Below are 11,210 nucleotides of genomic sequence, written 5' to 3' on the forward strand. Positions count from 1 at the left end.
CATAGCTAACCCCCGACGTGTCTACTTTCCGGGGGTCAGGCCCGTTTTCTTTTTCAGCATGGCCATGACCAGGGAAGACACACATCTTCTACAAGCAGGGGAGCAACTTCTAGCCAGCAGAGCTGTCTCCAAGAACGGATTGAATATCCGATCCACAAGGAGGCACTCATGTACCACTACACGCACGAAGACCTGGAGCTGCTCTACCTGATGAGCGACGGCATAGACGGCGAGGACGCTGATCCTGGTGCAACCCAAGAGCTACGCGACCTGGAAGCAGAAGGGCAAGTACTGCCCTGGGCCGTGCTGTAACAGCACTTTTCTCAGCAGCAGCAAAGCCGCTGCTCAAACACACAATTGAAAGACAATTCACACTCACTCAAAAGGAGAAATCATCATGTCTAACCCATTCAACTCCGGCACCATTGTTGGCAACACCGCTCGCGAGCCGAAGATCTTTGAGCACGCAAACGGCGGCGCTACCGTGAAGCTCAACGTCTACGCGCGTAATACGTTCAAGAACAAGAACACCGGCAAGGTGGAGTCTGAGATCGTGGAACTCACCGGCTACGTGCAGGACGCTAAGAACCTCGGTGTCTTCGGCTGCATCGGCGCTGGTGACCGGGTCGCGGTCAGCTACTCGCTCAAGACGGACAACTACACCGATAAGGATGGCGTGAAGCACTACCCGCTGATCGCACGCATCGATACGGTGCAGCTCATCGACTCGAAGAAAGAGTCTGCAGCCCGCGCTGCACGCCGTGAGAACGGCGCTGGCACCGCCGCCAACGACACTGAAGAAGTGCCGTTCTAACCACAACACCCCGCAGGGATTCCCTGCGGGGTTATTTTTTCAGTACAAACCGCGCATGACGCCGTTGCCGTCCGGTAGGGGATCGCTACCGCGCCTGCTCTGGGGCACCGTCATTTCACAGCGCAATACACGCACCACGACACGCGCTGTTTTACCGTGCAACAAACACGCCATTTCGCTGCGCATTGCACTGACACATCTACACGCCGCTGGATCAATCACTTCACTGCACCCTGTAGTGGCGCGCCACTTCATTGGCACATTTACTGCGCAGTTAAATTACATGTCATTTCATTAGCACGTTTATTGACTACTTAAATGACGCTGTAACTCTGCATCACATTCTGCAGGCACTTTCGCTGCACTCTCTACGTACTCATCTACTGTCCACTTAACGGCACTGTAGCCACGTACCTCTACTACACAATCAACAGCACAACAAACACGCCACTACACGCGCTATTTCACAGCACTACAGGATTACCGCTACACAAAACAACCGCTCTAATTCTTCGATTTTCGCTGAATTAGAGCGGTTTTAGCGCTGTCTCTGGGCACTGACCCCGGCGACACCCGGCTAGGCCGCTACAGGGCCGTACAAGGCGTGTGGCGAGCTGCTACAGCTCCATGCCACCATCGCGGTCGCGCTGTTGCTGCTGGCGGCGCTTGTTGGTTCGTTCCTGAGCACGGCGGCGTGCGGCGGTCCGTTCCTGCTGGATACGCTGCTCAACAGCAACCCGATACCGCTGCTTCATCTCAGGGTCGTTATCGAGTTCGACATGCAGGAAGACCCGGTCTACGTGGGAAATCTCTTGCAGAGACTGCGTTGCCTCCTCGATAATGATGGCGGCTTCCTCTTCTGCAGCTGCGCGGCGCGCTTCGAGGCTTTCGGTGAATGCGCGTTTCTCCGTGTCAAAGGCTTCACGCTCACTGTCCAGGGCTGCACGTTCGTTGGCCAGCTGTTCACGCTCACGCGTGGCCTCGCTGCGGATGGCCACAGCATCACGTTGTGCTTCGCTACGAGTGCTCTCAGCGTCTCGTGTGGCCTCGCTACGGGTCTTTTCTGCGTCTCGCTCGGCTTCCTTGCGTGCTTCGCTGCGGATCGTTTCAGCCTCCTGCTCTGCACGCTTGAGCTTGGCCTCTGCAGCGCTGTTGACCTCTTCGGCACGGTCCAGCAGCTCATCTGCTTGAGCTTCGGCCAGCCCTACTGCCTGCTCAGCCGCAGCCTGTGCATCGCTACGGATCTGCTCGACGTCCTGCTCAGCCTTCTCGCGTGCTTCACGCAACACACGCTCTGCAACCTCGCGAGCCTGCTGTTCAGCGTTCTCCTGTACACTTCGCGCTGCTTCACGGTCCGCCTGGGCCTGTTCCAGTTCTTTTGCTGCTTGCTCGCGGTCACGATCAATCGCGTCCATGTCGCGGTGTACGGAACGGCGCTTGACTTCTACTTCATCCTCGCGGTTGGCAAGGTCGCGTTCACGATCCTGCTGCTCCGTGTAGCGGTCGAGGTTTAGGGATTCATCGTGACGTTCGGAGACTTCCAGTTCTACTGGGTAGCCGAGCGCGTGCATGTGTTCACGGAGTCCGCGCTGCGCGTCGATCATTTTTTGATTACCCGAGATCTGTTTACCCTTTTTTGGGCCAGATTTGTACCTGACCGAGGTGTCAGTGTTGTACGCGATACCTGGCCTACAGCGGAGCTTTGACGGATCATCGGGCTTCGGGGAGAAGCTATCGGCCTGGAACTGGCTATGCGGTGTGCTCTCGTCAAAATTCATATCCCCTCCGGCCACAGCATCGATGCCGCCGGGGATGAAGTTCTCGGCAAGCCAACGCATTGCCTCTTCGAAGTATTGTTTCGCTTCCTCGTAGTCGCGTGCGACATAGCGCGGACGTTTTACTTCGCGCCCGTCCACCTCACTGGTGTAGAAATCCGGGATTTCTTTGCACATCGATTTCGGTGGATTCAGCTTCGGCTGGGGCCTCGACGACGCGGTTTCTACCGAGGATGTTGTGAAGCACCTCCGCGACAACAGCCCGAGCCTGCAGACCATCCTCCACGGCCCGAGCACCAGTACCTGGGGTGGGCACAACCTCGCCGGCGGTCTGCGCCGCGTCATGGCGAAGTGTGGCTACACCGATATCAAGAGCTTCCAGAAGGTGGATATCACCCTCTCGAGCTAGCTGCGCACTTTCGCGGCCGACAACGCCCGGTGGAACTTCAATGATCCCCCGGGCGTTTTTCATGTCTACGGGGTGAGGCGTATGTCACAGCCGATTCATCTTGACTCTCCTGTAAGTCCGACTAAAGTTTGTCCAGAATAAAAAGTACGTCTAGGCGTAACTTATGGAACAGCCTTGGCGAATGCATTTTCAGGAAAGGAAAACTCAATGGTTCGGTCGGAAAAGCGGGAGTCGCGATCAGCACTGTTCGTGGCAGCAGCCGCGATGATGGCGATGATTCTCGCGGCGGCGCTCACAGCGTGCGCGCCGGAGGAGGATCGTGCAGACGGCGGAAAGCCGAAAGTGCTGACCACTTTCACTGTGATCCAGGACATCGCCCAGAATGTCGCGGGGGAACACTTGACTGTGGATTCTTTGACGAAGCCGGGGGCGGAGATCCACGGCTACGAGCCCACGCCGGCTGATATCCGCCGCGCGTCGGATGCCGACCTCATTCTGGATAACGGCCTGAACCTGGAGAACTGGTTCGCGCAATTCGTCGAGGACGTCGACGCGCCCCACGTCACCGTCAGCGACGGCGTGGACCCGATCGACATCACCGAGGACGAGGGCGCGGGCAAACCGAACCCGCACGCGTGGATGAGCCCGGTCGAGGTGGAGAAGTACGTGGACAATATGGTCACCGCCTTCAGCGAACTCGATCCGGACCATGCTGAGGACTTCAAGCAGAACGGCGAGCAGTACAAAAAGGAGCTGCAAGAGGTCCAGGACGGCATGGTCACTGAGTTGGCGAACCTGCCTGAGCAGCATCGCGCACTGGTGACGTGCGAGGGCGCATTCTCCTACATGGCACGCGACGCTGGTCTGGAGGAACGGTTCATTTGGGCCGTGAACTCCGAGAATGAGGCAACTCCGCAGCAGATCACCCGTGCCATCGAATTCGTCAAGGAGAACGACGTGCCGGCCGTATTCTGCGAGTCCACGGTCTCGGACGCACCGATGCAGCAGGTAGTTGATGCAACCGACGCCACCTTCGGCGGCACTCTGTACGTCGACTCCCTTTCGGAGAAAGACGGTCCGGTTCCGACCTACCTCGACTTGATCAAGCACGACGCCGACGTGATCACGCAGGCGTTGACGGGTAAGAAGTAGGTGTCACGGTGCAACAGGAAACGTCATCAGCCGCGGCGGCCGTTTCGTCGAATGCGACTCCCGCGATATCCGTGCACGATGTCACCGTTCACTATGGGAGCGTGCTCGCGCTCGACGGTGCATCCCTCGAGATTGCGCCGGGACGCGTGTGCGGACTCGTCGGAATGAATGGATCCGGGAAATCTACGCTATTCAAAACGATCATGGGGCAGACCCGGCCGGATTCCGGGACCGTCGCCGTCAACGGAGATGACCCCGCGGTTGCCCGCCGCACCGGTGTGCTCGGGTACGTGCCTCAGCGCGAGGCAGTGGACTGGGATTTCCCGGTCAGCGTGCGGGAGGTGGTCATGATGGGTCGCTACGGACAACTCGGTTTCACGCGCCGGCCTCGCCGGGCTGATATCGAAGCCGTCAACCATGCACTCGAGCGTGTGGAGCTCACGGACTATGCCTCACGTCAGATCGGTCAACTTTCCGGCGGCCAGCGGAAACGCGCCTTTGTTGCCCGGTGCATTGCCCAGGGGGCGAGGATCATGCTGCTGGACGAGCCTTTCGCGGGCGTCGATAAGCGCAGCGAAGCGACAATGACCCGGCTGTTCCGCGAGCTTGCAGACGGCGGTGCCACCGTCTTCGTGTCCACGCACGACCTCCCTGCGTTACCTGAGCTGGCTGATGAAGCGATGCTGCTCAACCGGCATGTGCTCATGCACGGCTCGCCCAAGGATGTCCTGCAACCCGATAATCTCGCCGCTGCCTTTGGACTGGATGTGATGAAACGATGATCTCTTTTCTTGTCGACCCGTTCGCCTACGACTTCATGGTCCGCGCGTTCGCCACGAGCCTGATTTCCTCCATCGTGTGCGCGGTGCTGTCGTGCTGGCTGGTCCTCGTCGGCTGGTCGCTGATGGGCGATGCCGTGTCCCACGCAGTGTTCCCCGGCGTGGTGCTGGCGTATATCGCGGGCGTTCCCTTCGCTCTCGGGGCAGTGGTCTTCGGCTTCCTCGCCGTGGGATTGATCGGTGTCGTGCGTGATACGAGCCGGGTCAAAGAAGACGCTGCGATCGGAATCGTCTTCACGACGCTCTTCGCGTTCGGGCTCGTGCTCATCTCCGTCACGCCCTCGCACACCGACCTCAATCACATTATCTTCGGTAACCTGCTCGGCGTCTCCAAAGCTGATCTCGTGCAGATCCTCGTTTTGGGCGTGGCCACGCTGGCCGTGCTCGTGCTCAAGCGCCGCGATTTCACGCTTTTCGCTTTCGATCCCGTGCATGCTCACGCGATTGGTCTGTGGCCGAAGCTGATTGGGGCAGTGTTGCTCGCCCTGCTCGCGCTCACCTGCGTGGTGGGGCTGCAAGCCGTCGGGGTGATCCTCGTGGTGGCGATGCTGATCATTCCGGGTGCGACCGCGCACCTTTTGACCGACAGTTTCGGCCGCATGCTGCTGATCGCTCCTGCGGTGGCCACCGTATGCTCCGTCGCGGGGCTGTACGCGAGCTACTACCTCGACGCTTCGCCTGGCGGACTCGTGGTCATGGCGCAGGGGATCGCATTCCTGCTGGTGTACCTGTTCAGCCCGAGCCAAGGGATCGTCACAGCGCGTGCGCGCCGGGGCGGAACGGCACGGCTAATTGGAGACGAACAGCGCATCGGTAGCGGTGCGGCCGAGCGGAACTGAGTTCTTTGCCCCGTCCACCTTCACATCGAGCGACTCGGAAAACGGTGCGCCTTCAGTGACCGTGAGGACGGCGCCGACAACGATGCCATTCTCCTCGAAAAACTTCAGCAGGGTCGGGTCCGAATCGGAGATCCGCTCGACAGTGACCGTCGTCCCCGCTGCACCGGCGCCCGCCCCAGCATCCGTGAGGCGGCATGCGTCCAAAGCGGGCACCGTACCGTCGGCGGTCGGGATCGGATCCCCGTGCGGGTCGCGGGTGGGGTGGCCGAGCAGCTTGTCCAGCCTGTCCACCAGGTAGTCAGAGACTGCGTGCTCTAAGTGCTCCGCTTCATCGTGCACTTCGTCCCACGTGTACCCGAGAGTCTCCACCAAGAACGTCTCGATGAGCCGGTGGCGCCGAATCATGTCCACTGCGTACCCGCGGCCCTTCTCGGTCAATTCCACCGAGCCGTACGGGGCGTGCACGATCAACCCCTGTGCGGCGAGCTTGCGCACAGCATCCGAGACCGACGACATCCGCAGCCCCGTCTGCTTCGAAATCAGGGTTGCCGTCACGGGTTCCGCTGACCATTCCGTGAGACTCCAGATGACCTTCAAATAGTTCTGGGTCGAAGTGGATAATTCGCTCACCGACATGCGTTCAACTCTACTTACCTTCCGGGAGCACGCTTATCGACGCCGCCCTGAACCGCTAATCCGCCCTGCACAGTCGCGACTGTTCAGTCTATCCAGGCCATGAGTTAGACTCTGAATCCGTGACTACCACCTCGAATGCACCAGAGCAGACCCCACCCGCAAACGCTCACCCGCGCCCCGTCCTCGTCGTGGACTTCGGCGCGCAATATGCGCAGCTCATCGCACGACGCGTGCGTGAGGCCCGGATCTATTCGGAGGTCGTTCCGCACACGATTTCCGCAGAAGAATTGAAAGCCAAGGACCCGGTGGCTCTCGTGCTCTCCGGTGGTCCCTCATCCGTCTACGAGGACGGTGCTCCGCAGCTCGACCCGGCAATTTTCGAGCTGGGGCTGCCCACCTTCGGCATTTGCTACGGCTTCCAGGTGATGACTCAGGCGCTCGGCGGCACCGTGGCCAAGACCGGCTCCCGCGAGTACGGTCGCACCGCAATGAACGTGCGCGGCGGCGTACTTCACCACGGCCTGCAGACCAACCACCCGGTATGGATGAGCCACGGCGATTCCGTCACCGAGGCACCAGCTGGCTTCGAGGTCACCGCTTCATCGGAAGGCGCACCAGTCGCCGCATTCGAAAACGCTGATCTATGCATGGCCGGCGTCCAGTACCACCCGGAGGTCATGCACTCGCCGCACGGCCAAGAGGTGCTCACGCGCTTCCTCACCGAGATCGCAGGCCTCGAGCAGACCTGGACCGCCTCCAATATTGCGGAACAGCTTATCGACGCAGTCAAGCAACAAGTCGGCCCCAACGGCCGCGCCATCTGCGGCCTGTCCGGCGGCGTGGACTCCGCTGTCGCTGCTGCACTGGTCCAGCGCGCAATCGGTGACCGACTCACCTGTGTCTTCGTCGACCACGGCCTGCTGCGTCAGGGCGAGCGCGAGCAGGTCGAGACCGACTTCGTGGCTGCTACAGGCGCGAAGCTGGTCACCGTCGACGAGCGCGAAGCCTTCCTGGGCAAGCTCGCTGGTGTCACCGAGCCGGAAGCCAAGCGCAAGGCTATCGGTGCAGAATTCATCCGCTCCTTTGAGCGTGCCGTTGCTGGTGTGCTCACCGAATCTGGTGACGACGCACCCGTCGACTTCCTCGTTCAGGGCACCCTGTACCCGGACGTTGTCGAGTCCGGCGGCGGATCCGGCACCGCCAACATCAAGAGCCACCACAACGTCGGTGGCCTGCCTGACGATGTCGAATTCGAACTCGTCGAACCCCTCCGCCTGCTGTTCAAGGACGAGGTCCGCGCCGTTGGCCGTGAACTCGGCCTGCCCGAGGTGATCGTGAACCGTCAACCTTTCCCGGGCCCTGGCCTGGGTATTCGCATCATCGGTGAGGTTACTGAGGAGCGCCTGGAAACCCTTCGCGCAGCCGATGCGATCGCTCGTGAGGAGCTAACCAAGGCTGGCCTCGACGACCAGATCTGGCAGTGCCCGGTCGTCCTGCTTGCCGACGTTCGCTCCGTCGGCGTCCAAGGCGACGGCCGCACCTACGGCCACCCGATCGTCCTGCGTCCAGTTGCTTCCGAGGATGCCATGACCGCTGACTGGGTCCGCATCCCGTACGAGGTGCTGGAGACCATTTCCACCCGCATCACCAATGAGGTTGAGGACGTCAACCGCGTCGTGCTGGACATCACGTCCAAGCCGCCAGCCACGATCGAGTGGGAGTAACCAGCTTTTAGCGCTGACACCCAGGATTTAAGTGCCAGCGCTAAATAGTTAGTGCTAAATAGTTGATGCTAAATAGTCAGTGGATCTCGATTACATAGCTGCCTCAGGTGAGAATTTTTACCTGGGCTTTTGGAGCGAAGCTAAGGCCCCGATGTAATCGAGATCCACTCGTTTTATTTGTAATGCACTCCAAGCGAAGGTGGCGGCGTTGGCGTGCGCTGATGCAGAAGCCACCACGCGACAAACCCGGTGAAGATTCCTGCCAGCGGCGCTAATACTGCCCTGGGATCCGTGCCCAGCGTGACGGACGGGAAGAAGATCAGCAATCCGATCAACAACAGCCAGCCTGTGCTGCGGTCTCTGAGCACAACAGGACTCAGACGTTCTTTCGGTGTGAAGATCGCCTGTGCGGGGGATGTCTGCGTGCCAAAACGCGGCATGGTGAACCAGCACAGCAGGTACAGGAAAATGCCGCCGCCGATGATGAGCGCCAGCACAGCAAAAACGACGCGGACGAAGGTCACATCGACGTTATAACGCGCACCGATGCCCTCACAGATGCCACCGACTAGTGGGTTGCCACCTTGTTCTTTGGGGATCCGTGGCGGGCGCGTGTCCCACATGGCCTGAAACGAGCTGTTGGTGTCCATGGCTCAAGTATGCATTTGGCGGGCAAAGCTCGCTGGCTAAATGGCACGGGTCTAGGGGGAGGATCGAGAGATCCTTGCATGAAACCTGAATTCGCTGGCGTAGACAATGCCGCTGGCCTCTTTGAAGTCCCTGTTCAGGGAGGTTTCGCCGCCTTCGATCTTCGTCAGCGCGTCGAGTAGCCTCGTTGTGATTTCAGGTTTCTTCCTAAAACCTGAATATCGGCACTGCTTGTGTACTGGTTTGTGCACTTAAGGCCCTGGATTAGCTTATCCAGGGCCTGTGGATTCAGGTTTCGTGCAACGCAGCAAGAACTACTAGTCGGCGAGAACTACTAGTCGGGGAGCGCTGCTAGCCAGCGTGCGTTGCTAGTCGGCGTGCGTTGCTAGCCAGCGTGCGTTGCTAGTCGGCGTATGCGAGGCGACGGGAGCCGTCGACATGCGGGTACAGTACCCACGCAGCGCCAGCAACGAGCGCGAATGTGAGCGTGACTCCCCAGGCTGGCCATTGCGCGAGAGGTGCGAGCATGAGCGCCAGCCACCAAAGCATTAACGGCACGAGCATGCTTATCGACGGCACCGTACTTACCCGCTTCTCTTCCGCGAATGCCCTCATCTCGCCCCGGTAGGGGTGGAGCAAAGTGATGGCGACAGCAAGGGCAACGCATCCGAGCGCGATGAGGAGTTTGGGGCCGAGCGCGAGCTGGGAGACCATGACTGCGATGGATCCGGCGACGCCCACAGTTCCCATGACTCTGACGATGAGCGGAGTGGGGATTGGGGTGGTCCGGGTGCGGACGTCGTAGGCGTATATGGAGGTGGACGCTACCATATGACCTGCGATAGAAAATATGTTCGATAATTTCAATTGACCTTGGTTCGCCCGCGGAGCATAATCAGCTTCCGTGAGTGGAACAAGTGTTCGCAAGACGGTCGCGGAGGTGGACCTGGCGGCATCGACGGTATCGACGGGCTCCAGTGGTTCTGCGCACGCTGAACAGATCGCCCAGCTCCGCTCCAAAATGGCGCAGATCGGCGGTGCTGTCCCTGGTGGTGATGGGGATGGTACCGGCTTCGCACAGAAGATCACAGGCAGCGAAGATGTGGTTTCGCTCGGTGAGCAGTTTCGATTTCTGCTTCCTGGCGGTGGTCTACCGCGCCATGCTGTCACACATATGAGCGATACACCGGCGCTGGTTGCGGAGATGCTTCTCCACGTTGTGGAAGCAGGTGGTCACGCCGGTGTGGTGGGGTGGCCGGAATTGTCTTATGCCGGAATTGACCCGAAGTATCTGGGCCGCATTATCGCTGTGCCGGATCCAGGGGTGGACCCTTTGGGTGTTGCCGCGGTGCTCACGGAGGGGCTGGACTTGGTTGTGTATCGCTCGCCAGTGGCGCTTGCTCTCTCTCCGGTGCGGTGCCGTCCACTGTTGGGCAAGCTGCGCAAAGGTCGGGCAGCACTGATGATGGTTGGCGCAACGGTGCCGTCTCCTGCGCTGACTGTCACGGGCGATATTCAGGCTTTTCATGGCATTGGTCGTGGTACGGGCCGCATTACTGGTGTGGATATTCGGGTGCGGGCGCAGTCGAAGGGTGGGCGTCCGGCGTCGGCAAGCATCACTGTGGGGCAGGCTGCTGTGGAAGCGTCAACGCCTTAATCCCGCGTCAATCGATTTCAGTCTGGCAAGGACTGTTTCTTGTGACGGCGATCCGATTCGAAAAATGGCGTTTTTCATACGGGTACAAATGGAATCTCACTCGTATGAAGAAGACGACTATTCGGCTACCAGCTACACCAACCGGCGACCCTAACTGGGACTACATGGAGCGCTTCATGAAGGGGTTGCCGTTTTCAGCTGCGCTTGCTGACGGGGTGGATGTTTAATGCTCATCGGCTACGCACGTGTCTCCACGTCGAAACAAGGGCAGTCTCTCGACACCCAGCGTGAGGCGCTCATCGACGCTGGCTGCGATGAAAACCACATCTACACAGATACGATCTCGGGCACGAAGTGGCAGCGCCCCGGCCTTGATGACGCGCTGGCGTATATGCGCCCCGACGACACGCTGGTTGTGACCAGGCTCGACCGTCTTGGTCGCAGCCTCGCTGAGACGGTGAATACTATCGCTGACTTGGCGGAACGTGATATCAACGTGAAAGTGCTCGAACCCGCGCTGGACACGTCGCGTCCTGCTGACAAAGTGGTCATTAACGTCATGGCCTCTCTCGCTGAGTGGGAAAGAGACCTGCTGATCCAGCGCACCCGTGAAGGCGTAGCGCACGCCCGCGCCCAGGGCAGGGTCGCCGGGCCGAAACCGAAGCTCACTAACGAGCAAGCCCAGGTTGGGGTTGCCCGCAAATCGTGGACACGTAG

The 11,210-nt window shown here is 59.9% G+C and carries 13 protein-coding genes and 1 pseudogene; 10 read left to right on the plus strand and 4 right to left on the minus strand.

Annotated features, from left to right (window positions below):
- The first annotated feature begins 168 nt into the window (after window positions 1-168).
- Both HMPREF2896_RS12905 and HMPREF2896_RS12160 read left to right on the plus strand, forming a co-directional pair.
- Window positions 169-312, plus strand: a complete 144-nt coding sequence (locus HMPREF2896_RS12905) for a hypothetical protein (protein ID WP_158011595.1) — start codon at window positions 169-171, stop codon at window positions 310-312.
- Between the two features lie 85 nt (window positions 313-397).
- Window positions 398-814, plus strand: a complete 417-nt coding sequence (locus HMPREF2896_RS12160) for a single-stranded DNA-binding protein (protein ID WP_070516677.1) — start codon at window positions 398-400, stop codon at window positions 812-814.
- Between the two features lie 617 nt (window positions 815-1,431).
- Here the strand turns inward: HMPREF2896_RS12160 and HMPREF2896_RS12165 are convergent.
- A complete protein-coding gene (locus HMPREF2896_RS12165; protein WP_070533096.1) occupies window positions 1,432-2,766 on the minus strand; it encodes a coiled-coil domain-containing protein in 1,335 nt (444 codons plus the stop codon).
- 88 nt (window positions 2,767-2,854) lie between these two features.
- On the opposite strand from HMPREF2896_RS12165, the pseudogene HMPREF2896_RS13125 reads away from it, so the two are divergent.
- From HMPREF2896_RS13125 to HMPREF2896_RS12180, 4 genes and pseudogenes are all read left to right on the plus strand, one after another.
- A pseudogene (locus HMPREF2896_RS13125) lies at window positions 2,855-2,998 on the plus strand (GuaB3 family IMP dehydrogenase-related protein); the annotation flags it as partial.
- 273 nt (window positions 2,999-3,271) lie between these two features.
- A complete protein-coding gene (locus tag HMPREF2896_RS12170) occupies window positions 3,272-4,150 on the plus strand; it encodes a metal ABC transporter substrate-binding protein (protein ID WP_232745304.1) in 879 nt (292 codons plus the stop codon).
- Window positions 4,151-4,158: 8 nt separating this feature from the next.
- Window positions 4,159-4,932, plus strand: coding sequence for a metal ABC transporter ATP-binding protein (locus HMPREF2896_RS12175; protein WP_070516670.1), 774 nt, complete (start codon window positions 4,159-4,161; stop codon window positions 4,930-4,932).
- Entirely contained in the window at window positions 4,929-5,828 is a 900-nt protein-coding gene (locus HMPREF2896_RS12180) for a metal ABC transporter permease (RefSeq protein WP_070516668.1), read from the plus strand. Before HMPREF2896_RS12175 ends, HMPREF2896_RS12180 begins: the two co-directional genes overlap by 4 nt.
- On the opposite strand, the gene HMPREF2896_RS12185 is transcribed toward HMPREF2896_RS12180, so the two are convergent.
- Window positions 5,778-6,464, minus strand: a complete 687-nt coding sequence (locus HMPREF2896_RS12185) for a metal-dependent transcriptional regulator (RefSeq protein ID WP_070516666.1) — start codon at window positions 6,462-6,464, stop codon at window positions 5,778-5,780. The genes HMPREF2896_RS12180 and HMPREF2896_RS12185 overlap by 51 nt on opposite strands.
- Before the next feature lie 119 nt (window positions 6,465-6,583).
- On the opposite strand from HMPREF2896_RS12185, the gene guaA reads away from it, so the two are divergent.
- Complete coding sequence (guaA, locus tag HMPREF2896_RS12190; RefSeq protein WP_070516664.1) at window positions 6,584-8,188, plus strand: glutamine-hydrolyzing GMP synthase; 1,605 nt, start codon at window positions 6,584-6,586, stop codon at window positions 8,186-8,188.
- A 173-nt stretch (window positions 8,189-8,361) separates the two neighbouring features.
- On the opposite strand, the gene HMPREF2896_RS12195 is transcribed toward guaA, so the two are convergent.
- Both HMPREF2896_RS12195 and HMPREF2896_RS12200 read right to left on the minus strand, forming a co-directional pair.
- Window positions 8,362-8,838: a PspC domain-containing protein gene (locus HMPREF2896_RS12195; RefSeq protein WP_070516662.1), complete on the minus strand. Its 477-nt coding sequence runs from the start codon at window positions 8,836-8,838 to the stop codon at window positions 8,362-8,364.
- 400 nt (window positions 8,839-9,238) lie between these two features.
- Window positions 9,239-9,667, minus strand: coding sequence for a hypothetical protein (locus HMPREF2896_RS12200; protein WP_070719639.1), 429 nt, complete (start codon window positions 9,665-9,667; stop codon window positions 9,239-9,241).
- 73 nt (window positions 9,668-9,740) lie between these two features.
- On the opposite strand from HMPREF2896_RS12200, the gene HMPREF2896_RS12205 reads away from it, so the two are divergent.
- The 3 genes from HMPREF2896_RS12205 to HMPREF2896_RS12210 form a co-directional block, all read left to right on the plus strand.
- Window positions 9,741-10,493: a hypothetical protein gene (locus tag HMPREF2896_RS12205; RefSeq protein WP_232755700.1), complete on the plus strand. Its 753-nt coding sequence runs from the start codon at window positions 9,741-9,743 to the stop codon at window positions 10,491-10,493.
- Window positions 10,494-10,597: 104 nt separating this feature from the next.
- Complete coding sequence (locus HMPREF2896_RS13155) at window positions 10,598-10,720, plus strand: hypothetical protein (RefSeq protein WP_256375601.1); 123 nt, start codon at window positions 10,598-10,600, stop codon at window positions 10,718-10,720.
- On the plus strand, window positions 10,720-11,210 hold a 491-nt coding region (locus tag HMPREF2896_RS12210), incomplete at its 3' end, for a recombinase family protein (protein WP_083311501.1). The genes HMPREF2896_RS13155 and HMPREF2896_RS12210, both read left to right, overlap by 1 nt.

Source organism: Corynebacterium sp. HMSC069E04 (assembly GCF_001813175.1).
GTDB classification, from domain to species: Bacteria; Actinomycetota; Actinomycetes; order Mycobacteriales; family Mycobacteriaceae; genus Corynebacterium; species Corynebacterium aurimucosum.

Excerpts from the sequence above, each read along its gene's own strand:
- HMPREF2896_RS12160 (WP_070516677.1), top strand. The coding sequence starts at position 398 with ATGTCTAACCCATTCAACTCCGGCACCATTGTTGGCAACACCGCTCGC.
- HMPREF2896_RS12195 (WP_070516662.1), bottom strand. The coding sequence starts at position 8,838 with ATGGACACCAACAGCTCGTTTCAGGCCATGTGGGACACGCGCCCGCCA.
- HMPREF2896_RS12180 (WP_070516668.1), top strand. The coding sequence starts at position 4,929 with ATGATCTCTTTTCTTGTCGACCCGTTCGCCTACGACTTCATGGTCCGC.
- HMPREF2896_RS12170 (WP_232745304.1), top strand. The coding sequence starts at position 3,272 with ATGATTCTCGCGGCGGCGCTCACAGCGTGCGCGCCGGAGGAGGATCGT.
- HMPREF2896_RS12200 (WP_070719639.1), bottom strand. The coding sequence starts at position 9,667 with ATGGTAGCGTCCACCTCCATATACGCCTACGACGTCCGCACCCGGACC.
- HMPREF2896_RS12905 (WP_158011595.1), top strand. The coding sequence starts at position 169 with ATGTACCACTACACGCACGAAGACCTGGAGCTGCTCTACCTGATGAGC.
- HMPREF2896_RS13155 (WP_256375601.1), top strand. The coding sequence starts at position 10,598 with ATGAAGAAGACGACTATTCGGCTACCAGCTACACCAACCGGCGACCCT.
- HMPREF2896_RS12185 (WP_070516666.1), bottom strand. The coding sequence starts at position 6,464 with ATGTCGGTGAGCGAATTATCCACTTCGACCCAGAACTATTTGAAGGTC.
- HMPREF2896_RS12165 (WP_070533096.1), bottom strand. The coding sequence starts at position 2,766 with ATGTGCAAAGAAATCCCGGATTTCTACACCAGTGAGGTGGACGGGCGC.